This is a genomic window from Denitraticella aggregata, from assembly GCF_048158365.1.
Classification (GTDB): domain Bacteria; phylum Pseudomonadota; class Gammaproteobacteria; order Burkholderiales; family Rhodocyclaceae; genus Azoarcus_F.
On record NZ_JBLLNL010000020.1, the window covers coordinates 1 to 20848 of the forward strand.

At 64.0% G+C, this 20848-nt stretch carries 19 protein-coding genes and 1 pseudogene; 6 read left to right on the forward strand and 14 right to left on the reverse strand.

Features of this window, described 5'->3' with window-relative positions:
• Nucleotides 1-114: 114 nt before the first annotated feature.
• The 5 genes from ACKVEX_RS15945 to ACKVEX_RS15965 are packed head-to-tail and all read left to right on the forward strand — an operon-like array spanning nt 115 to nt 4233.
• Entirely contained in the window at nt 115-669 is a 555-nt protein-coding gene (locus tag ACKVEX_RS15945) for a GspH/FimT family pseudopilin (protein WP_473216729.1), read from the forward strand.
• The gene (locus ACKVEX_RS15950; RefSeq protein ID WP_473216730.1) at nt 663-1178 is read left to right on the forward strand and encodes a type IV pilin protein; all 516 of its coding nucleotides are present in this window, start codon (nt 663-665) and stop codon (nt 1176-1178) included. The genes ACKVEX_RS15945 and ACKVEX_RS15950 overlap by 7 nt, the downstream gene beginning before the upstream one ends.
• Nucleotides 1178-1864, forward strand: a complete 687-nt coding sequence (locus tag ACKVEX_RS15955; protein ID WP_473216747.1) for a prepilin-type N-terminal cleavage/methylation domain-containing protein — start codon at nt 1178-1180, stop codon at nt 1862-1864. The genes ACKVEX_RS15950 and ACKVEX_RS15955 overlap by 1 nt, the downstream gene beginning before the upstream one ends.
• An 11-nt stretch (nt 1865-1875) precedes the next feature.
• A complete protein-coding gene (locus ACKVEX_RS15960) occupies nt 1876-3063 on the forward strand; it encodes a PilX N-terminal domain-containing pilus assembly protein (protein WP_473216731.1) in 1188 nt (395 codons plus the stop codon).
• A gap of 30 nt (nt 3064-3093) precedes the next feature.
• Nucleotides 3094-4233, forward strand: coding sequence for a prepilin-type N-terminal cleavage/methylation domain-containing protein (locus ACKVEX_RS15965; protein ID WP_473216732.1), 1140 nt, complete (start codon nt 3094-3096; stop codon nt 4231-4233).
• Between the two features lie 52 nt (nt 4234-4285).
• Here the strand turns inward: ACKVEX_RS15965 and ACKVEX_RS15970 are convergent, their stop codons facing one another.
• From ACKVEX_RS15970 to ACKVEX_RS16025, 12 genes are all read right to left on the reverse strand, one after another.
• Nucleotides 4286-5140, reverse strand: a complete 855-nt coding sequence (locus tag ACKVEX_RS15970) for a PA4780 family RIO1-like protein kinase (protein WP_473216733.1) — start codon at nt 5138-5140, stop codon at nt 4286-4288.
• 226 nt (nt 5141-5366) lie between these two features.
• Nucleotides 5367-5960 carry a DUF6448 family protein gene (locus ACKVEX_RS15975; protein WP_473216734.1) on the reverse strand — a complete coding sequence of 198 codons (594 nt, stop codon included), beginning with the start codon at nt 5958-5960 and terminating at the stop codon, nt 5367-5369.
• 252 nt (nt 5961-6212) lie between these two features.
• Nucleotides 6213-7346, reverse strand: coding sequence for a helix-turn-helix domain-containing protein (locus ACKVEX_RS15980; RefSeq protein WP_473216735.1), 1134 nt, complete (start codon nt 7344-7346; stop codon nt 6213-6215).
• Nucleotides 7347-7351: 5 nt separating this feature from the next.
• Complete coding sequence (locus ACKVEX_RS15985) at nt 7352-7693, reverse strand: type II toxin-antitoxin system RelE/ParE family toxin (RefSeq protein ID WP_473216736.1); 342 nt, start codon at nt 7691-7693, stop codon at nt 7352-7354.
• Complete coding sequence (locus ACKVEX_RS15990) at nt 7693-7968, reverse strand: type II toxin-antitoxin system Phd/YefM family antitoxin (protein WP_473216737.1); 276 nt, start codon at nt 7966-7968, stop codon at nt 7693-7695. Before ACKVEX_RS15990 ends, ACKVEX_RS15985 begins: the two co-directional genes overlap by 1 nt.
• A gap of 248 nt (nt 7969-8216) precedes the next feature.
• Nucleotides 8217-8552: a DEAD/DEAH box helicase gene (locus ACKVEX_RS15995; protein WP_473216738.1), complete on the reverse strand. Its 336-nt coding sequence runs from the start codon at nt 8550-8552 to the stop codon at nt 8217-8219.
• Nucleotides 8553-8685: 133 nt separating this feature from the next.
• Nucleotides 8686-11781: an efflux RND transporter permease subunit gene (locus ACKVEX_RS16000; RefSeq protein WP_473216739.1), complete on the reverse strand. Its 3096-nt coding sequence runs from the start codon at nt 11779-11781 to the stop codon at nt 8686-8688.
• A complete protein-coding gene (locus ACKVEX_RS16005) occupies nt 11778-12845 on the reverse strand; it encodes an efflux RND transporter periplasmic adaptor subunit (protein WP_473216740.1) in 1068 nt (355 codons plus the stop codon). The genes ACKVEX_RS16000 and ACKVEX_RS16005 overlap by 4 nt, the downstream gene beginning before the upstream one ends.
• Before the next feature lie 123 nt (nt 12846-12968).
• On the reverse strand, nt 12969-13499 hold the full coding sequence (locus ACKVEX_RS16010) for a hypothetical protein (RefSeq protein ID WP_473216741.1): 531 nt from the start codon (nt 13497-13499) through the stop codon (nt 12969-12971).
• A 5-nt stretch (nt 13500-13504) separates the two neighbouring features.
• Nucleotides 13505-14575, reverse strand: a complete 1071-nt coding sequence (locus ACKVEX_RS16015) for a virulence RhuM family protein (RefSeq protein WP_473216742.1) — start codon at nt 14573-14575, stop codon at nt 13505-13507.
• Nucleotides 14576-14594: 19 nt separating this feature from the next.
• Nucleotides 14595-15638, reverse strand: coding sequence for a type I restriction-modification system subunit M N-terminal domain-containing protein (locus tag ACKVEX_RS16020; protein WP_473216743.1), 1044 nt, complete (start codon nt 15636-15638; stop codon nt 14595-14597).
• A gap of 16 nt (nt 15639-15654) precedes the next feature.
• A complete protein-coding gene (locus ACKVEX_RS16025; protein WP_473216744.1) occupies nt 15655-15987 on the reverse strand; it encodes an HVO_A0114 family putative DNA-binding protein in 333 nt (110 codons plus the stop codon).
• A gap of 469 nt (nt 15988-16456) precedes the next feature.
• On the opposite strand from ACKVEX_RS16025, the pseudogene ACKVEX_RS16030 reads away from it, so the two are divergent.
• A pseudogene (locus ACKVEX_RS16030) lies at nt 16457-18042 on the forward strand (integrase catalytic domain-containing protein).
• Between the two features lie 932 nt (nt 18043-18974).
• On the opposite strand, the gene ACKVEX_RS16035 reads toward ACKVEX_RS16030, so the two are convergent.
• Together ACKVEX_RS16035 and ACKVEX_RS16040 are read right to left on the reverse strand one after the other, a co-directional pair.
• Nucleotides 18975-19889 (reverse strand): LysR family transcriptional regulator, encoded by a 915-nt coding sequence (locus tag ACKVEX_RS16035; RefSeq protein WP_473216745.1) that lies wholly within the window; start codon nt 19887-19889, stop codon nt 18975-18977.
• 29 nt (nt 19890-19918) lie between these two features.
• A partial coding sequence (locus tag ACKVEX_RS16040) for a phosphoglycerate dehydrogenase (protein ID WP_473216746.1) occupies nt 19919-20848 on the reverse strand: 930 nt, incomplete at its 5' end.

Sequence of the window (20848 nt, forward strand, 5' to 3'; positions counted from 1 at the left end):
GCCATTCTGGTCTGTCCCCTGTTTCGCCCTGTTTCGCCCTGTTTCCTCTATTTCCCGTTTCCGTTGCACTTTTTGCATATTGCATAATCCGGTTCTCCGGTTTATACATATGACATGGACCGGAGACACATTGGTGGCGTGACCTTGATGGAACTGTTGGTGGTGATCGCCGTGCTGGCGATGCTGCTGACGATGGTGTCCGGTGCGTATGCCGCATTGATCGATAAGCGCCGGCTGGAGGGGGCGGCGGAGGCGGTGCGATCGCATCTGCAGCTTGCGCGCTCCGAGGCGATCCGGCAGATGAAGCCGATGACGGTGACGCACCCGGGCGCCGACGACCCGGTGTGGCGGCTCGGCCTTCATGACGATGGCGCATGCACGGCTGCCCTGGCCGACCCTGCCCTGCCCGGCGCGTGCACGATCTTTCGTGATGCGTCGCGGGTGCTGGCGGTCGTCGACGGTGCGCAGTACCCCGGCGTGCAGGCGAGCGCGAGCCGCCCGGTCACGCGCTTCGACGCGCTAAACGGCACGTCGTTCGGCACGAATGCCACGGTCAGGCTTCGTTCGCGCAGCGGCCACGAGGTGCGCGTGATCGTCGCCAACGTCGGACGGGTGCGGACCTGCTCACCGGCAGGCAGCGCGCATGTCGCCGGCTACACGGCATGCTGAGGCCCATCGTGAGCCGGTTCGATGCGCCCGGCTGCGGGCCCGACCCACGTGTGGTCGTGTCGAAGCTCGTGCGTCCGCTGTGCGTGCGACGCGGACATTCATCGCGACATCGGCGCTGCGGTTTCACGCTGATCGAACTGATGATCGTCGTGGCGGTGATCGCGATCCTGGCGACGATCGCCTATCCGGGCTACGCGCAGCATCTGCACAAGGCCCGTCGAACCGACGCCCACGCCGCGCTGTTGCGCGTCGAGATCGAGCAGCAGAAGCGACGTGCGATGGGCCTGGGCTATGCCGACAGCCTCGCCGGGCTCGGCCTCGCCGCCACGTCACCGGACGGACACTACATGCTGGACCTGGCGCTGGATGGCGACACCTTCGTGGCCACCGCCTCGCCACGGGGAGCGCAGTCGGGCGATGCCTGCGGCGACATCAGGCTGCGCTGGCTGGGCGGTAGCGCGCAATACACCGCCGACGGTGGCGACGCGCTACGGTGCTGGGGTCGATGATGCGGGCGCGTGCCGACCGCCTCCTCCAGCGCCCGGTGCGTCGCAGGCCGCGCCGCGACAGGCCGAACCCGCGACCTGGACAAGCCGGCGTGAGCCTGGTCGAGTTGATGATCGGCATGAGCATCGCGCTGCTTATGCTGGCCGGCCTGCTGAGCTTCTTCGTCACCTTCAACAAGAACCAGTTCGATCTGCTGCGCGGCATCCGGCTCGAGCAGGAGATCCGCTCCACGCTGGACTTCATGGTGCGCGATCTGCGGCGCGCAGGCTTCTGGCGGAACGCGCACCTGGACCTCCCGCAGCCGGTGATCTGCAACGCGAGCTTCTTCGACGGCTGTGCCGAAGCCGGCCCGCCGACACCGATCTTCAGCGTGTCCGGCAGCGCGATCAGCTACGCCTACGATGCCGACGACAGCGGCGAACCGGCACGATTCGGTTTTCGATTGCGCAGTGGCGCGGTCGAATACCATGCCAATGGTCAGTGGCTGTCGCTCACCGACGCCACGGCGACCCGGTTCACACAGCTGGAGATCACGCCGACCGAGCGCGCGGTCGACTTCGACCACGCGCATGCGCTGACGATCCGCATGCTGCGCATCACCGCGACGGCCGCGGTGCCGAACCATCCTCAACTGGTGCGCACCGTGACCCGCGAGGTCCGGATCCGCAACGACGACTACATCCGGTGAGGCTCACGAACATGGCCCCGCTCACGCACCGGCTCGGCCCGTCTCCCCGCCGCCACGGCGGTGCGGCCACGCTGCTGATCGCGCTGATCCTGCTCGCAGCGATGACGCTGGGCAGCGTCGTGGCGCAACGCAGCCTGGTGGCCGACCAGACCGTGGCCGGCAACTATCTGCGCTCGAGCCAGGCCCGGATGGCCGCGGAAGCCGGGCTGGAACTGACGGCTGCGCGCCTTCGCACCCGCAGCGGCCGGGCGGCGCTGCTGCTCCAGGACGACGGCATCCATACCGGGCCGGTCGACACCGTGCAGACGCACTCGAACGACGCGTTGTCCGCCATCGACGCGGAATCGACCGGTTTCAAGAGCGCGGCGATCGCACTGCAGGACGTGACGCCGGACGGCATGCGGTTCTCCATGCTGCGTGTGGACGCCCGCGGGTGCTGGCGCGAGGCGCTCGACGGCGCGCCAGCCTGCGAGCCGTGCTCGGCCTCATGCCCGAACACCGCACGCACGTCGGAGGTGCTCGCCTTCGCCCCGGCCCTGCTGGCCCCGCCGGTCGCCGCCCTGACGCTGCGGGGTCAGGCGGATCTGAATCACTCGGGGGTCCGGATCGCCAACACCGACACCGCGCTGGCCGGGCTCACGGTGCATGCCGGCGGCGCGGTGATCAACCGCGCCGACCACCACCTGATGACGCTGCCCGGCACCCCGCCGGCCGCAAGCCTTGCAGAAAACGACGCAGCGCTGTCCGCGACGCCCGCGACGGCGTTCTTCTACGGTTTCTTCGGGACGCAGAAACAACATTACCGCCTGGTCGCGGATGAGCGCCTCGAGTGCGCTGGCCACTGCAGCGCCACACTCGCCGGTCACGGCGGCGCGATCGTGTGGGTGGATATCGACGCCGGACGCTACACCCTGCAGGACGCGACGCTGGGCAGTCCGTCCGATCCGGTGATCCTGGTCGTCGACGGCGCGCTCGAGATTCGCGGCGCCACGACCATCCATGGACTGGTCTATGCCGGCTCGCTCGACTGGCATGCGACGCCGGCGGACGATTCGGTCATCGTGGGCGCCGCGATCGTGGAAGACGATTTCAGCGCCGACGGCGTGCCCCGTCTGATCCATGACGCGGCGATATTGCAGGCCCTGAGCGCGCAATACGGCAGCTTCGTGCGCGTGCCGGGCACCTGGCGCGATTTCTGACGATTACGGTTTGCATCGCGGGGGCGCATCATGGCTTCATCTCGACGACGGTCGCACGGGTTCACCCTCATCGAGGCACTGGTGTCGGTTGCGATCATGGGCTTTGGCCTGATGGCGCTGAGTCGATTCCAGACGCTGATGATCCAGGGCACCGGCTTCAACCGCGAGCAGACGATCGCGGTCGAACTGGCAGAGGCACGACTCGAGGCGTTTCGCAGCTTCGAGACGCTGGCTCCGGACGGGGACGGACTGTCTTACGCGACGGACATCACGGACGGCTCCGACGAGCTGAGCGCGGGCCTGGCCACCTTCTCGCGCAACTGGACGGTGGTCGAGCGCACGACGCCCGGTCGCCACAAGGCGGTGCGGGTGGGCGTTGCGTGGGTGGATGCACACGGCGTCCCGCGCGAGGTCGAGGCGGCTACGCTGATCTCGGCCAACAACCCGCACTGGCTGCCGGCCACCGCCGCCTACGCCGGGTCCGACGCGGGCGGCGCGCATCCGCCCTTCTCGGTGCAGGCGCGTCATCCGGCCGTGCCGGTCGGCGCGCTCGACCAGGGCGATGGCACCAGCGTGTTCACGCCGCCGGGGGCGGTCGACACGGTCGAGATCACGCTGGACAACATCACCGGCGAGGTCACCTCGGTCGAGCGCATCGACCCGGACCCTTCGTCGCCGGACATCCCTGAAGACGCTGGCGGCGACAGCCCGCCGGACGAGACGGCCTACTACCTGCTCGCCGGCCATGTCGGATTCGACACGCGTCTGCCCGGGCCGGTGAGCAGCGCCGACAGCGATATCGGGGTGATGCTGCTCGAGCCAACCGGCCTCGCCCACCCCGACCACGAATGCTGGGACGACAGCGCGACGCCGGCCGGGCTCAAGCCTTATCCCGACCATATCAGCTATGTGTGCATCGTCGCCGCCAACGCGCTCGCGACCATCGGCGGCCTCACCCGCCATGTCTGGTCGGGCCGGCTGCGGCTGTCACTCGATGGGGTGCAGCATGCGCCGTACGGCTGGGGTTCGACCCACCCTGACCGGGTCTGCCGCTACGCGGCGACGCCCGACCCCTACGAGCACATCGACCGGAGCCTGGCCAACCAGAACTACGTCATCGTCAGCGCCGGGCTGGCCTGCCCGGACGGAACGTTCGCGTTCCAGCCCTGAAGCATGGCGGCCGACACATCGGAGGATTCCAGCCCGCCATGCCGTTCTTGTCTCAGGCGGCGTCGACCTCCACCCTGCCCGCCTGGCGCGCGTCCTCTTCCTTGCGCGCCGCCTCGATGATCAGCATGACTTCGTCGACGTCGGCATGTCCGTCCTCCGCCCTGAAGACCCCGGTGAGCACACTGTCGGGCCGCAGCTTGCCGGACTCGTAAAGGGACCAGATCTCCTTGCCGTAGGCAGTGCCGAGCAGATCCGGGGCGAACTGGCCGAAGTAGGCGGCAAGGTTGTCGACGTCGCGCTCGAGCATCGCGCGGGCGTTGTTGTTGGCCGCGGCGTCGACGGCCTGCGGCAGATCGATGATCACCGGTCCGTCGCGGTCGACCAGCACGTTGTATTCGGACAGGTCTCCATGGACGATGCCGGCGCACAGCATGCGCACGACTTCGCGCAGCAGCCCGGCATGGAAGCGGCGCGCATCCTCCTCGTCGAGCACGACGTCGTTGAGCCGCGGTGCGGGTTCGCCGTCTTCGTCGGTCACCAGTTCCATCAGCAGGACGCCCTCGTGAAAGTCGTACGGGGTCGGTACGCGCACGCCCGCCGCGGCGAGCAGCCGCAGCGCGTCGACCTCGGCACTCTGCCACGCGGCTTCCTGCTCCTGCCGACCGTAGCGCGAGCCCTTGGCCATCGCGCGCGCCTGGCGGCTGTTCTTGATCTTGCGCCCCTCGGTGTAGTCGGCCGCCTTGTGGAAACCGCGCTTGTTGGCTTCCTTGTACACCTTGGCGCAGCGCATCTGGTCGCCACACTGCACCACATAGACCGTGGCTTCCTTGCCGCTCATGAGCTGCCGCATGACCTGGTCGACGAGCCCGTCGGCCACCAGGGGTTCGATTCTGCTTGGGGTCTTCACGTACTGGGTTCGCTCCTCGGCACCTTGCCGTCGGTCGCAGCCCCCGGGTGTGAGAACTGCGCGTAGCCTGTCACTATATCCGCAATCGTGGCTTTGTCCGGGATCACAGGTGGTCCGTGTGGCGATCGAGTCCCCGCTGCGACCCACTGCCGCGCCCCACATGCAGCAGCCGGTCCGCATCGACATGGGGACCGGCCTTCGACGGGACGGGCGGACCCGTCAGGGCTCAATGGGCGTCATGCGCGCCATCGGCCGAGATGGCGTTGTGGACATTCTCGAGGTAGTGCACGTACTGGACGTATGCCTCGACGAACTCGCGACCGTCGGCGACGCTCCCGTCCGCCCTGGCCTTGGTCTTTACGGCGGTGGCGAAGCGCTCCCGGGCGTTCTCCTCGAACTTGTGGGCGAACTTGCTGATGAGCGCGTCGATCTCGCCCTGAGCCAGTGCCGCGTCGGCGGCCCTCACCGCCGGATCGATGTTCCCCGCCGCCTTGATGCCGGTAAAGGGTGCGCCCTCGGAGGCCCGATGAATTTCCACGAGCGTCGCGAACAACTGCTGGTCCGCGAATTCCTGTGCCTCGCCGCCGTGCTTGCGGACGCGAACGGCCTTGTCGAACACCGTCTTGATCGTGCCTTCATCCGCTGCGGGGACCCACTTCAGCAGCGGCGTCACGTCGCCCGCGGACAGGGCGCTTCGTGCCTCGCCGATCACCGGTCCGTCGAGCGCGTCGCAGTGCGCGGAGGCGTTGCCGATCAGTGACAGATTGAGTGCGGTGATCGCGACGAATGCATACAGAGTCTTGCGAATTACTGGTTTCATTACAGTGTTCCTCGATAACAATGGTTGGTTGCCTGCGTACGGAAGACTCTGCCGAAGGGCGAGGTTTCACCGCCCCGTGGCTCGCTTCCTGATGAACATGGTAGGGAAAGCGACGGCGGCCTTCGTTCGCGAAGGGGAAATCGTACGAGGCGGCACAGGCGAAGAAAGGCGCCTGTTTTCAAGGCGATACAGGTTCGTTTTTTGTCGTGCGAAAAGTCGAACCGCGCGCAGGCAGTTCCGACGCGCCCCGAGCTAGTCGCGCTGCGCCCGATACTGGCTGGGAGTCAGCCCGGTCGCCTTCTTGAACGCGGTATTGAACACCGACTTGGAGTTGAATCCCGAGTCATACATGACGTTCAGGATGCTGTCGGTGTTGGCGCCATCTTCCAGGCGACGCTTCGCCTCCGCCACACGATACGCACTCACGAACTCGAAGAAGTTCTGGCCGAAGCCTTGGTTGATCGCCCGCGAAAGCTCGCGGGGTGGCACCGCAAGCTGCCTAGCGAGCTGCTCCACGGTGAGGTTCGCGTTGAGATGGGGACCGGCCTCGTCCATGTGACGCGTCAGGCGCTGGACCAGGGCGGCGTCGGGCGAGGACGTCGCGCCGGTCTGCCCGCCTGCCGCGAGAAGATCCGCCTCCTCGGCGCTGAGTCCCGAGAAGATGATCGGCTGTCGCAAGGCGTTGAGCAGCAGGTAATTGATGAACACAAACCCGGTGACGGCACCGATGGCAACCACCCACTCGGCCCCCGCAACCCCCCTGAACACATGGGCGGACAGGCAGTAGAACATGCTGACCGTCCACACCACCGAATAGCCGATCAGCAAGGTGCGCAACCACGCGAGCTGCTTGTTCTCGATGTTCGAGAAGATCTGGCGGACGTCCACACCGAAACGATTGATCGTGCGGATCGTCGCATAGAGGTAACCGAGAAACACCAGATGTATCGCGACCGCGAGCAAGGGCGAAGTGAGTACCCCCGGGTGGTCCCGCTGCATCAGGATCCGAAGCTTCACGTCGGTGGGCTGGAGGTAGTACTCGACCAGAAAGATCGCACCGACCACCCAGAACAGCAAGGTGTGGATCGCGTGTTCCTTGCGCAGTCTGAAATCGCGATACATCAGCGATCTGGCATAGAGCAGCAGCGTGCCCGCCTGCAGCAACGCCACCAGGGTGCCTATATAGGCCAGATTGGGGTGCTTCAGTGCCAAGCCGGTGCCATAGAGAAAGATCTCGGTCAGCCAGGCTGCAAAACAGATCACCGTCACCAGCAGCAAGCGATTGCTGAGCAGTCCGATGTTGGCAGGCAACAGCAGGAAGACCGCCAGCGCGAGCGACTGGACGATGCTCGTGATGAGCAGGATGTCTGCAATGCTCAGATACATGCGACTCAAGCGCCAAGCAGACGGCGAGCAAGAACCGATTGCATGTCACGGCGCCCATCAGCAATCAGGTAGATGATGACCTGGCTGCCTGTGACACGGTAGATCACGCGGTACGGCTTGAAGGAGGTCTGGCGATATTCTTTGTTCCCAAGGCCGACCAGTTCCTTCGGATAGCTACCGCGCTCCGGGAATCTCGACAGGCTCTCCACAACGTTCATCAACTCATCCAGCACATAGTTGGCGTTGGTTATGCAGTCGAATTCGGAGATGTAGTCGTGGATGGCCTCCAGGTCCTGCTCCGCACCCTGGGTGAGCAGAACTTCGAACTTGGCAGGTGTGCCTGCCATCAGACTGAGGCTCGCTTGGCGCGGAGGCGGACAACGACGTCTGCCACAGGCTTGACCTTGCCGGCGGCCACATCCTGATGGCCCAGCGCAAGAATTTTTAGCAAGGCCAGTGTTTCTTGCGTCTCTTCGAACGAGGCGACGTCCTGCAGGACAGCCTTGGCCTCACCGTTCTGGGTGATGACCATCGGTTCACGCTGCTCCGCGAGGTGCTTGAGAACGTCGGCAGCGTTGGCTTTGAGATAGCTGATCGGCTTGACTTGTGATGAGTAGCGCACGGCCTTACCCCAGATTTGATTAGGACTTAATATAGTCTTTTTGTGGTCTTATGGCAAGATGGCTCAATCGGTTGCAGTCGCGCCAGCAAGCAGCTGAAGGCGCTGGGCTAGCCAGTGGATACCGATGTGTTCCTGCTCCAACCACAGTCCGGCGCGAATGCAGTAGAGCGCCCTAAAGCAGCAGCAATTGCTGCTCGCGCAGCGGTGACACGATGAACCCGAACCAGGTGTAGAACCTCGCCGCTTCTTCATCGATGGGGTGGGTCAGCATGGCCCGGGACACGATCCCGGTGCAGGCGGCCGGCGTACTGCTGCAGCGTTCCCTTCCAGGAAACCGGCATCGCCAGTACCAGGGTATCGAGAGGGGGATGGTCGAAGCCCTCGCCGACGAGCTTTCCCGTCGCCAGCAGGATTCGGGGCGCGTCGGGCGGCAAGGCACCCAATTGGGAAATGAGGGCACCTCGCTGCTTCTTCGACATTCGGCCGTGTAACACGAACGGGCCCGGCTCATGCCCATCCAGTGCGGCGCGAATGGCGTCGAGATGCTCGGTCCGCTCGGTCAGCACCAGGACCAAAGTGTTCACACCCCGTCACGCAATCATCCTAGAAACCGCAGTTGACCGCTTGTTGGTTGGTTGGATGACTCATGCATGCTGGCCCTGGAGCAGGGGCTGCGGCCGCTGACCCAGCAGGCCCTGCGCAAGGCGCGCGCGGGCATCACCTCGCTGGAGGAGGTGTACCGGGTAAGGAGGCTGGAGTGACCGGGCGGATGCGGAACCACAGGGCATACAGGGCCGGTACGAACAGGATGGTGATGGCGGTACCGACCACGACGCCGCCGATCAACACATAGGCGAGCGGTCCCCAGAAGCTGTCGAAGGTGAGCGGCACGAAGGCGAGCGCGGCGGCCAGCGCGGTCAGCAGCACGGGGCGCGCGCGCTGCACGGCCGCCTCGACCACACCCTCGAAGGCGTCCATGCCGGCCTCGAAGTTGTCACTCACCTGCTGGGTGAGGATCAGGGTGTTGCGCATCAGGATGCCCGCCAGGCCGGTCAGTCCCAGCAGGGCCACGAAGCCGAAGGGCTGCTTGAAGAGCAACAGCGCGAGCACCGCGCCGATCAGTCCCAGGGGCGCGGTGGCCACCACAATGAAGGTGCCGCTGAAGGAGCGCATCTGCAGCATGATGAAGATCAGCATGAAGGCCACCATCACCGGTTGCAGCTTCTGGATCGAGGCATCGGCCTTGCCCGATTGCTCGACCGAGCCCCCGAGATCGATGCGGTAGCCCGGGGGCAGCTCGGCACGCAGGGGTGCGAGCGTCTGCCACAGATCAGCGGTCACATCCTGGGGTTGCGCGCCGCGCAATTCGCCCTGCACCGCGATGAAGGGCTCACGGTTGTAGCGTTTGATGACCGGTTCCTCGTAATGCACCTCCAGATCGCCGACCTGGCGCAGCGGCAGCTTGCGCCCCTCGTGGCTGAGCAGTTCCAGGCCATCGAGGGCCTGCACGTCGAGCTTGCGTCCTGCCTGCGATCCACGCGCGACCAGTTCCACGCTGCGGATGTCCTGCCGCAAACTGGTCACCGGCGCGCCCTCGAGCTGGAATTGCAGCTGCCCGGCCAGGTCCTGCGGGGTGAGGCCCAGCAGGCGTAGGCGTTCGGGATCGGTCTTCAGGTGCAGCACCGGCACGCGTTCGTCCCACTCCAGGTGCGCGTCGTAGACGTGCGGGTTGCGGGCGAACTGATCGCGTACCTGGTGGGCGATGGCACGCAGGGTATCGGGATCCTGGCCGACGACACGGAACTGCAGCGGCCAGATCACGGGCGGCCCGTACAGCAGGCGGTAGACGCGGACCCGTGCCTCGGGGAACTCACCGTCGGCAATATGCCGTTCCAGTATGGCCATCACCTGATCGCGCGTGGTGTCATCCCGTGCCACGGCAACGATCTTGCCGAAGGCCGGGTCGGGTGGCTCGGGGTTGGCGGAGATGAAGAAGCGTGGCGCGCCCACACCGGCATAGGCGGACAGGGTCTCCACCTCGGGCAGGGGGGCCAGGATGGCCTCGATCTTCCGCAGGGTGCGATCGGTCGCGGCGATGCTGCTGCCCTGTGGCAGCTGCACACTGACCAGCACCTCGGGGCGATCGGAGCCGGGGAAGAACTGTTTCTCCACCAGTACGATCATGCCGACTACGGACAGCGCCAGCAGGCCGAGCGTGGCGGCCACCACCGACTTGCGCCAGGTCACGCAGGCGGTGATCAGGCGCCGCAGCCGCAGGTACAGGGGGGTGTGATAGATGGTGGCGTGGTCGTGCTGATCTGCCCTGGGTACCTCGCGCAGCAGCTTCACCCCCAGGTAGGGCGCGAACACCACCGCCACCAGCCAGGAGGCCAGCAGCGAGATGCACAGCACCCAGAAGATATTGCCGGCATATTCGCCCACGCCCGACTGGGCAAAGCCGATAGGCAGGAAGCCGGCTACGGTGACCAGGGTGCCGAACAGCATGGGGGCGGCGGTGACGTTCCAGGCGTGGGCGGCCGCGCGGACACGGTCCCAGCCTTCCTCGAGCTTCACCAGCATCATCTCCACGGCGATGATGGCGTCGTCCACTAGCAGCCCGAGCGCGATGATCAGGGCGCCCAGCGTGATGCGGTCGAGGTTGATGCCCAGCAGCAGCATCACCAGGAAGGTGATGCCCAGGGTGACCGGCACGGCGATGCCGACGATGAGGCCGGCGCGCAGGCCGATGGCGACGATGCTGACCCCCATGACCACCGCCACGGCCACCAGGAACTTGATCTGGAACAGGTTTACCGCGCCGCTGATGGCATCGGCCTGGTTGGTGAGCTGGATGAGCGTCATGCCCAGGGGCAGTCGGGCGCGTTCCTTCGCGAGGAAGTCCTTTAGCCGCTGCCCCAGTTCCAGGCCGTTTTCGCCGTTGTGCATGACCACACCCAGCAGCACCGCGTCCTCGCCCCGCGCCCGTACCAGGTGGCTGGGCGGATCTTCGTGGCCACGGCGAATGGTGGCGAGGTCGGCCAGCTTGAGGATGCGGTCGCCGATCCGGATCGGGGTGGCGGCGAGGGTGGCGGGATCGGACAGGTCGGCCTCCAGGCGCAGGTACAGGCGCGGGCCGTCGGTCTCGATGCGTCCCGCGGGCAGCAGCCGGTTGCTGGCATCGATGGCGGCGAAGATTTCCTGTGGCGCCAGGCCCAGGTTCATCAGCCGGGCATTGTCGAATTCGAGGAATACCCGCTCGCTGCGCTCCATCAGCAACATTGCCTTCTGGATGCCCTCGATGCGCTGCAGGTGGTCGCGGATGCGCTCCGCCTCACGGGTGAGTTCCGGCAACGGCATCCCAGGCGCACTCAGGGCCAGGAGGCTGAAGAACACGTCCGAGAAATCGTCGTTGACGATCGGACCGATCACGCCCGGTGGCAGGTTGTGCCACTCGTCCTGCATGCGCTTGCGCACCTGGTAGAACAGGTCGGGCACCCTTGCCTGCGGGGCGAAATCCTCGAACTCCACCTGCAGGATGGCCTGCCCCGGGCGGATGGTGGTCTCGATCCGGTACAGGTACTCGACCTCCTGGATGCGCTTTTCCAGCCGGTCGACCACCTGGTCGCGCAACTGCTCCGGGGTGGCCCCGGGCCAGGCCACCTGGACCAGCATGACACGCACGGTGAAGGCGGGGTCCTCGGCGCGCCCCAGAGACAGGAAGGCATAGAGTCCGAACAGCACCGCCAGGGTCAGGAAGAACAGCGTGACCGCGCGCTCGCGCACGGCGAGCGCGGACAGGTTGAGAAAGTTCATCGGGGCAGTTCCCGCACCGCCATGCCCTCACGCAGCAGGTGCGTCCCCAGAGCCACCACCGTTTCGTTCAGCGCCAGTGGCCCCGTGATGCGCGCCGTACGGTCGTCCAGCCCCAGCACCGTAACCGCCACCGGCACGACCCTGCCCTGTTCGACGCGCCACACCTGTGCGCCCTGGCCGCGCTCAGCGAGGGCGCCGATGGGCACCACGAAGGCATGCGTCGGCATGGCCTGACTGGCGAACCGGGCACGGACGACCGCGCCCAGCACCAGTGCCCCGCCGTCGTCGGCTACAGTGTAACGGGCGCGCTGGGTGCGGGACAGGGCCTCCACAGCACCGGCGGTCTCGCGTAGCTCGAGTGGCAGGGTAGTGCCATCGGGACGCAGCAGCTCTCCCCGGGGCGGGGGCGTCACGCCTTCGGGAAAGTACACCTCTATTTCCCGCGCGCCGTCCTGCGCCAGCAGGGCCACCGGCTCGCCGATGTCCATCACCTGCCCCGGTTCGGCGCCCACCTCGATAAGCACCCCGGCCGCCGGGCTGGTCAGGCGCGCGTAGCCCAGGGCATTGCGTGCCTGCTGCAGGCGGGCGGCGGCCGCGTCGCGCCGGCTGCGCATCTCCCGGAACGCCAGTTCGCCGCGTTCAAATGCCTGGGTGCTGATGCGCGCCTGGTCGTGCAGACGGCGGTCACGGGCCAGATCGGCCTGCGTCGTCGCCAGGGCGAGTTCGGCCGCGGCGAAATCCGCCTCGGCGGTGCGCACGCCCTGTTCCAGGTCACTGGCATCAAGCTCGAACAGCAGCTGCCTGGCTTGCACCAGCTGCCCGGCATCGACGTAGCGCGCGGTGATACGCCCCCGCACCTGGAACGCCAGCGGTACCTCCACCCGCGCCCGCACCGTGCCGGAGAGGCCGAGATCGCCCGCCGCGGCCGCGACCAGGCGCGCGGTCATCACATAGGGCGGCGCGGCGGCCTGGTCCGTTTGCTCGGGGCGTTCACCGCAACCCGCCAACAGGACCAGCAGCGACAGCAACAGCACAAGAGATAGGCTCAAGGACAAGGGACGCATGACGCAGGCAAGCCTAGTGTGATTTATTCAGGCTAAATTTTATAGCAGGCGCCCAAATACTGCTCGTAAGCGGGGATGCCATCGGGGGCGCATGTCGGAATTGCGGGATGGCAGATCGATCCCTTACTCTGCAAGGAGATCGTCCATGTCGTCGCCGACGCCATAGCCGAAGTTGTGGCTGATGTGGCGCACGGCATCCAGGCGCGCGATCAGTGCGGGTTTGCAATCTTGAGGTAGCCCATCGATGACCTTCAGCGCCTGCCCGAACATCCGCACCAACGCGTCAAAGTAACCCTCGTCCTGCAAGCCGACATCATGGCTGAAGCCGGCTGCGCGCTCGCAGTAGAACACCATAAGTTCAGCCAGCCCCTCCGGCTGGCCGATGGCCTTCTTGTAGTCTGAGATGGCCTTCTTGGCCTTGGCCACTGAGGTGTCCTGATTCTTGAACACATCCGGCCAGAGCCAGCGGTCTATCGTGGCCTTGTATGGCTTCAGCACGTCGTCGCCCAGCGCGAAGCGCGCATGCAGGAACGCCTGGTTGTCCTTGCTGGCCGCGTACAGGTCCTGCACCAGACCGATCAGGGCAGCACGATCGAAGTCGCTGAGCTTGGTTTTGACATCGCTCCAACCGGGCGCGCTCTTCTTCGTGGCCACCGGACCTATTCCTTATCGATGTCGGGTGGGCTGGCGGACTCGATCTGCTTGAGCACCCGGTCGAAATCGCTCTCGAACAACCGATCCTGCACGATGCGGTATTTCTCGAATTCGCTTTCGGCGTGCGCCTTGGCGATTTCCGCCGTCACCTTGCCCGCGTCCTGCAACACTTCCCGGTCAGTAGCCTCGATGAAGCGGTTCAGGCGCGTTTCCCAATCCTGCATGGTCATCGGGATCTTGCGCTGTGCCATGTCCTCAGCCACGTCCAGATAGGCATTGACCAGGCGGGAGAGTTGCACCATCTCACTCTCGGTGAGGTAGTTCTTGGCCACCACCACATCAAACTTCTGAATCTTGCCGCTGGGCGCATCCTTCCACGAGGTCAGCCCCATGTGGTCCTTGCCGGCATCTGCACGCTGGTAGATGACATCGGCCGCGGTCTGGCCGTGAATGGCCCAATGCAGCTTGTTCTGCACCGTGGCGAAAAAGCGCTTGGTGGCCTGCGCCGTCACGTCGTAGTCGATCGCCGTGGCGTAGATGTCGGTGATCTTCTGGTAGAACTTGCGCTCCGAGAGGCGAATCTCGCGGATGCGTTGCAGCTGCTCTTCGAAATACTGATCGGTGAGGACGGAACCGCCGGCCTTGATGCGCTCATCGTCCATCACGTAGGCCTTGATGGTGAACTGCTCGATGACGCCCGTGGCCCACTTGCGGAACTGCACCGCGCGCTCGGAGTTGACCTTGTAGCCCACGGCGATGATTGCAGCCAGGTTGTAGTGCTGGGTTTGATAGCTCTTACCATCGGCGGCAGTTATTCGAAATTTTCGAATAACTGAAATTTCTTCCAACTCACTGTCGGCAAACACTTTTTTCAGGTGGTAATTGATGGTGTGGGTCTCCACATCGTAGAGCACCCCCATCATCTTCTGGGTCAGCCAGATGCTCTCGTCGGCATAGACGGCCTCAACGCCTCCGCCACCGGTGGCCGCCACAAAGGTCAGGTACTCGGCCGCCGAGGAGCGGACCAGGGATACTTCCTTGTTTTTGGGCAGTTGCGGTGGTTTCTTCTTGGTCATGGACACCCATCCCTCATCGTCATCGCACTCTCGCCAGCCCGAAATATCGCTCGAAGAAGGCGGCCAGCTTGTCCATCACCGTCTGCTTCTTGCGCCCGTGGCCGTTGTCCTTCGAGAAGCGCGAGAGCGTCTCGTTCAGGTTGGCGTCATGGCGCGCCTTGGCGCGCACGTTGGCGAACAGCTCCGAGGGCAGGATGTAGAAGCCCTTTTCCTTCACGGTTTCGGCACGGCCAAACTCGGCGTCGACATCGCCCAGGCGTGCGTAGTCGAAGTCCGGGTTGCCCGCGAGGCGCTTCTGCTCGTTGAGGTAGCCGGTGAGGTTCTCGGAGATGAAGCGGTAGAACAGCATGCCGAGCACGTATGTCTTGAAGTCCCAACCGTGGACGCTGCCGCGCAGGTCATTGGCGATGCGCCAGATGGTCTTGTGCCGCTCGCCCCGACCCAGTGCTGATTCGAGGCCTTGGACCACGGCGGCCTTGGCCGTGCCGTCACGCAGGGTGTCGTTGATGCGGCTGCTGGCCGCGCCCAGCAACAAGTCGCACAACTGGATCAACACGACTTCATGAGACGGCAGCGACTGGATGCCGTCGATACTCGACGTGAGATTCGCGCGTGCAAGACATCTGGCCAGTACAGGCAGCCGCTTGGGGTCGCGGTTGCTCTTGACGTCGCAAAAGATCCGGTAGGCGTTGAAATCCAGAATCCAGTGATGCAGCAGCTGGTAATAGAACTTGTAGAAGCCCAGCTCGCCATCGTTGTCGTGCAGAGCAAGGTTGAGCTGGGTTCGATCAACAGCAATGCAGCGGAAGCGCAGATTGTCGCCATAGGCGAAGAACAGATCGATCAGTTCGACGTAAAAATCGCGGCGGTTGGGTGACACCTTGCTCCACTTGATCTCGCCCCAGGCCTGGTGACGTTCCCGCAGCGCGCCGACGCGTGATTTGATTTCGTTGCGCAATTCCTCGGGTAGCCAGAGGCTGCCGATCATGAGGTGTCGCGCACGGGGATTCGCGGATGTCAGGACATCCGGATTGGCTTCGTCGCAATACACCTCGAACTTCATCTCTAATCCTCTCAGATCAATCCAGCACGATCAGAAACTCGGTGGCCAGCGCCTCCGGGCGCACAGCACGGGTGTCCGGGCTGCGGTGCATCTTGACCAGGCCGTGGCGCTCCAGGTGACGCAGGGTGCGTGACAGGTTGCTGGCCGCACGACCAGACCACCCGGCCAGCTCCAGCACAGTGCGCGGTTGCCGCTCCTGCATCAGGCGCAGCAGCGCGCGGTTTTCGTCCGACAGCAGACCGGCCAACTGTCGCCAGGAATCGAACCAAACGGTGGGCTTGGGGCCGGTAGCGTCATCGACTGCCCGACGGCCAGATTTGGCCGGACGGATGCCAATCACTGTGCGCATGCTTGGGTTCCCCGTTGTGGTGCCGAGATGCTATCACGCAGGCATATTATCTGTCATCGCCACCGTCGAATCTCGAGGTGCAAACCGCAAACCGCAAACCCTGCAAACCTCGGTTTGCATCCTGACGGTGGAGGGGCAGCGCGCTCGCGCCCCCCGTATACGAATCCGGCCAGGAAGGACCCGTCAGGTCCGTGGCCAGGCGAAGGTGAGGCCTATTGCCCGCTGTCGTCAGGGGCCAAGATCGGGCTGGCCGGGAAACGGGCCGATTTGGCCCATCTGGGCACGTCGGCACCCGCAGGGCAAACGCCCGGAACCCCGCGCCACGTGGGGATTCGTGCAAAGAAAAAGGGCCTGGAGTGGCCGGCGACAATTAGCCTGACCGGCGCATTGACTCGAATTAATTGTTACCGAGTTGTAGCGGTTGCCTCACCTATTTTGCTACCTGTCAGAGACCTGACAGGGGCGATCTATGGCGAGGCAACTCAGCATGACGACACGACGGGAATTGATCACAGCAGTCGGGGAGCGATACCGGCGGTCCAACCGCAACGGGAAGGAGCAGATCCTGGATGAGTTTCTCAAACTTACGGGCTATCACCGCAAACACGCGATCCGTTTGCTGGGCCGTGAAGCGCAGCCCCCGAAGGTAAGGCCGGGGCCACGCCGGCGCTACACGATGAGATTCGTGCTGCGCTGATCACGCTGTGGGAAGCGACCAACCGGATCTGCGGCAAGCGGCTGAAGGCGGTGATACCGACTTTACTCGAGTCGATGGCGCGGTACGGTCATCTGGCGCTGGCCGACGAGCTGCGCGAGAAGCTCCTGGTCATCAGCGCGGCGACGATCGACCGATTGCTCAGAGACGTGCGCCAACAGGCCTTTGGCGGGCAACGCAAGCGTGCAGGAGGCGCGGGAAACGCGATTCGCCGCGCGGTCCCGATCCGCACGTTTGCCGACTGGGTCGATCCGCTGCCTGGCTATCTCGAAGTCGACCTCGTCGAGCATTGCGGCGGCGTCAAGATCGACGGCGACTTTGTGCACAGTCTGGTGATGACAGACATTGCAACCGGCTGGACCGAGTGCCTGGCGATGCCGTTTCGCAACCAAGCATTCGTCATCGAGCACATCGAGCGCATGCGTACCGCGCTGCCCTTTCCGCTGCGAGGCCTCGATAGCGATAACGACACGGTCTTCATGAACGAAGGCGTGTTCGAGTTCTGCAGGAACTCGGGAATCGAGCAGACCCGCTCGCGGGCCTACAAGAAGAACGATCAGGCGTGGGTCGAGCAGAAGAACGGTTCGATCGTGCGGCGCCTGGTGGGCTACGGCAAACTGCGGGGACTGAAAGCGACAGAAACGCTGGCGTCCTTATATCGGGTCTCGCGGCTGTACATCAACTACTTCCAGCCGTCATTCAAGTTGAAGTCGAAGACGCGCCACGGGGCTCGGGTAACGAAGCGCTACGAGGCGCCGCTGACGCCGCTCGAGCGCGTGCTGCGTTCAACGTCCGTACCGCAAGCGACCCGGCAGCGCCTGCAGGAGGAGTGCCGTGCGCTCGATCCAGTCGACCTCCTGCGCCGTATGCGCGAGGCGCAGCGGTATGTGGCCGAATGTTCGGCGACCGCCACCGGGGTGACAGGCGCCCGGGCGGACAGTGAGGTGCCGATGGCGGAGTTCCTGACCAGTTTGAGTACGCCGTGGCAGGCCGGCGAGGTACGTCCGACCCATGGTCGCAAGGCTGCCCCGATGCATGACTGGCGCACGCGCCCGGATCCTTTCGCGCACACATGGCCCAAAATACAGCAGTGGCTCGAGACGGAACCCGGCGTCAGCGCCCAACAACTACAGAAGCGGCTCACCGAGATGATGCCCGAGCTATATTCCGGCGCCCAACTGCGCACCCTCCAGCGACGTGTGAAAGCATGGCGGGCGAATCGGGCCAGGCAACTCGTAACCCGAATACTCGGCGACGCCGACGAGGTGGAGGCTGCCGCCGCGTCGCGGCGGCAGCCTCCACCTCGAAACAATCTCAAGGCGACGATTACGCCGGAGTAACATCCTTCCGTGAGGCAACACGACAGGCCAAGGTAATTGACGCCGGGCAGCCTGGAGACTATCCAGGCCCTCTTGATTGGCCGAATGGCTATCGAACTGTTGCCACAATGCCACACTCTGCATGGCTTTCACCTTGCCGCCATCAAACCTACCGTCAAAGTTACCGTCAGACGGGCAAGGTGCCCCGTGCAATCAGTCCTTAGCTGGCAACAGGGAAAGATACTCTGCCGCCAACTGTTGCCCGGCTGTTCCGATAGCTGTTGGGCCATCAGTGTTAGGCTCGATCCCGTAGCGGGTGAGGTTCGTCATCAAGCCGCAAGTCACCTGCGCCAGTCAACTGCCAACGGGCGGGTCAGCCGGAGCGGCCCACCGGTTTGCGTCAGGTGAGCGGCGGCGGCGCGTGCGCAGACCTCCCGGCCCAACTTCACACGTATTGAACAATCGGTCTGGTCTCCCTCGGACTCACCCTTTCGGTCATTCAAGAGACGTAGTCGCCGAGAAATTTCCGCCAACGCGAACGACGGGTATTTGATCCGGGACAGGTCGGCTGCGTGTCTTCCGACTCAGACAAGTCCTCGGCCAATCCGGATGTTGACCTAATGCGCCGAATGGGCAGCAATGGTTCGCTTGCCTTTCGTTCAACCCTGGGGGGCACGAATGGCAGCTTTCCTATCCAGCGAATGCGTACTACCGGCCGAGTGTGTGCAAAAACATGGAGGAAGCTCTCGCCTACAGACCCGAACGAGAAATCGACCTCGTAGAAAGGCCCTGTAAGCGCCTATCGCCACCTCTGCAATGCTGCTGTGGATCGCACCTGGCTCGGCACACGCCTCGGGCGTTGCCTGGCACGCACTTGTTTCAGGCACGTATAGCTTACGGATGCGGCTAAGTGCCTCTTCATGGCGTTGAGCGCTCATTGGAGTCCAACTTCATCATCCAATATCCACCCGATTTGACTTCATCGAGAAGTCACAACACTCATGTGCGATTTCGGAAAGCTTACCCGCGAGGCGGTGCGCTGTAGATTGCCGATAAACGGCGTAATACCGCACATCCGGCAGTTCAGGAGTGACCTGAATCCGGACAAGTTCATTGCGGCGTAGCTGCTCTGAGTACATACCCACAGGGAGTTGAGCCACAATGAGGCCGGCCAAAGCCAATTCTCCCAGCACACTCACGCTGTGAGACTGCACGTAATTGCGCAGCGGGAAACCTGCACGGGAGAACCAGGCGCTTTGCAAACGAGCGTGAATGGTGTCCGAGTATTGCGTCCCGATGGGGAACTGTGACAGTTCCTCTACATTCATTGCCTTGTGCGGTGTATTCAATTCGGGACTGGCCATCCATGCGCGCTCCAGAGTTTTCAAGGGCAATGCCTTGAACAACTTCCCCCACATAGGGCCTGGCAGAAGTGCGAGGTCGTATTCGCCGCGATTCAACTGCTCGAGTAGCACACCACCTTGGTGGATTTCCACTTCGAGACGCAACGTCGGCTCCTCCGCCTTCACCCGCTGCAAGAAAGATGGCAGCCAGGTAAGAGCGGTCGCCTCGGTTGCCGCCAGTCGAAAGACCGCTTGGTATTCATCAGAGTCCTCGCCCTTTTCCAGAAGCTGACGTGAAATGGTCAACATCTGCTCCGCAGCTTTGGCGACACGCTCACCCGCCGGCGTGAGTTTGGCGTTGCGTCGCGAGCGATCAAACAGCTGCTGTCCTAGCGTCTCCTCAAGTTCCGCAATCCGCTTGGAAATGGCTGATTGCGTCGAGTGCAACCGATTCGCTGCTGCTTGAAAAGTGCCGAGACGATCCGCCCAGTACAGGGCCTCAAGCTGTTTGATATTGACGTTCATCTCGCTCCAGGGCGTACGCTCTGGCGCGATTATAGATCAGACGTTGGCCCAAGCTTGGTTGGTGCAGGGACTCTTCCGTCGGTCACGACGCAATGCTCGGGTATCGGTCTTCCCTCAAGAGCTGCGGAGACGCAGTCAGCTGCAGTGAAATTGGCGCGCGCCAGGCTCTCATGAGTCGAGGCTGCCGTGTGTGGGGTGCCTATGACGTTCGGGAGGGCCAGCAGCTGTTGTGCGATATCTCTTGCCCGCAGGTCCTTCTCGCCGACGAAGACGTCCAGCCCCGCGCCGCCCAGTTGTTTATCCTGCAAGGCCTTGAGAAGCGCCGGCTCATCGATCAACTCGCCACGGGAGGTATTCACGAGAATGGCATCCCGCTTCATGAGGCCGAGCGTACGGGCATTGACGAGTTGCTGTGTCTCGGGCGTCAATGGCGTGTGCAAGCTGATGAAGTCGGACTGCAGCAGCAAGTCCTCCAAGCCACAACGGGTGACGCCTGCAGCCTGCGCATCCGAATCGTCCAGATAGGGGTCGTAAGCGAGGACGCGTACGTCAAATCCGCCCAGTCGCTTGGCAAGCATTCGTCCAATGCGTCCAAAACCGACAATACCCACCGTCTTGGCATACAGCTCCGTGCCTACGATGGCGCGCCAGTCTCCCGACTGCAAGCGCGTATGCGATTCAGCCAGGCGCTTGCCAACCGCGAGCATCAGCCCTAGCGCATGATCGGCAACGGCCGGCTCGCCTCCGCCAGGCGTGTTTGTCAGGACCCTGCCCAACGAGCACACGGCCGCGACATCGATCGAGTCGTATCCGACACCCCTTCGCGCGATCACCTTTAAGTTCGGGTGCTTTTCGAGCAGTGATCGCGTGACCGGAGCCGTGCCCAGGATCCAAGCCTGCGCTGTCTCCAGCGCGCGCTCGATACCCGGCGTAATTTGTGTGTCGAGCGCATCGTATGA

Bases quoted from the DNA above. Each gene is read 5' to 3' on its own strand.
- ACKVEX_RS15945 (WP_473216729.1), top strand. From the start codon at position 115: ATGGACCGGAGACACATTGGTGGCGTGACCTTGATGGAACTGTTGGTG.
- ACKVEX_RS15950 (WP_473216730.1), top strand. From the start codon at position 663: ATGCTGAGGCCCATCGTGAGCCGGTTCGATGCGCCCGGCTGCGGGCCC.
- ACKVEX_RS15955 (WP_473216747.1), top strand. From the start codon at position 1,178: ATGCGGGCGCGTGCCGACCGCCTCCTCCAGCGCCCGGTGCGTCGCAGG.
- ACKVEX_RS15960 (WP_473216731.1), top strand. From the start codon at position 1,876: ATGGCCCCGCTCACGCACCGGCTCGGCCCGTCTCCCCGCCGCCACGGC.
- ACKVEX_RS15965 (WP_473216732.1), top strand. From the start codon at position 3,094: ATGGCTTCATCTCGACGACGGTCGCACGGGTTCACCCTCATCGAGGCA.
- ACKVEX_RS15975 (WP_473216734.1), bottom strand. From the start codon at position 5,960: ATGAAACCAGTAATTCGCAAGACTCTGTATGCATTCGTCGCGATCACC.
- ACKVEX_RS15980 (WP_473216735.1), bottom strand. From the start codon at position 7,346: ATGTATCTGAGCATTGCAGACATCCTGCTCATCACGAGCATCGTCCAG.
- ACKVEX_RS15985 (WP_473216736.1), bottom strand. From the start codon at position 7,693: ATGGCAGGCACACCTGCCAAGTTCGAAGTTCTGCTCACCCAGGGTGCG.
- ACKVEX_RS16000 (WP_473216739.1), bottom strand. From the start codon at position 11,781: ATGAACTTTCTCAACCTGTCCGCGCTCGCCGTGCGCGAGCGCGCGGTC.
- ACKVEX_RS16005 (WP_473216740.1), bottom strand. From the start codon at position 12,845: ATGCGTCCCTTGTCCTTGAGCCTATCTCTTGTGCTGTTGCTGTCGCTG.
- ACKVEX_RS16015 (WP_473216742.1), bottom strand. From the start codon at position 14,575: ATGACCAAGAAGAAACCACCGCAACTGCCCAAAAACAAGGAAGTATCC.
- ACKVEX_RS16020 (WP_473216743.1), bottom strand. From the start codon at position 15,638: ATGAAGTTCGAGGTGTATTGCGACGAAGCCAATCCGGATGTCCTGACA.
- ACKVEX_RS16025 (WP_473216744.1), bottom strand. From the start codon at position 15,987: ATGCGCACAGTGATTGGCATCCGTCCGGCCAAATCTGGCCGTCGGGCA.
- ACKVEX_RS16035 (WP_473216745.1), bottom strand. From the start codon at position 19,889: ATGAACGTCAATATCAAACAGCTTGAGGCCCTGTACTGGGCGGATCGT.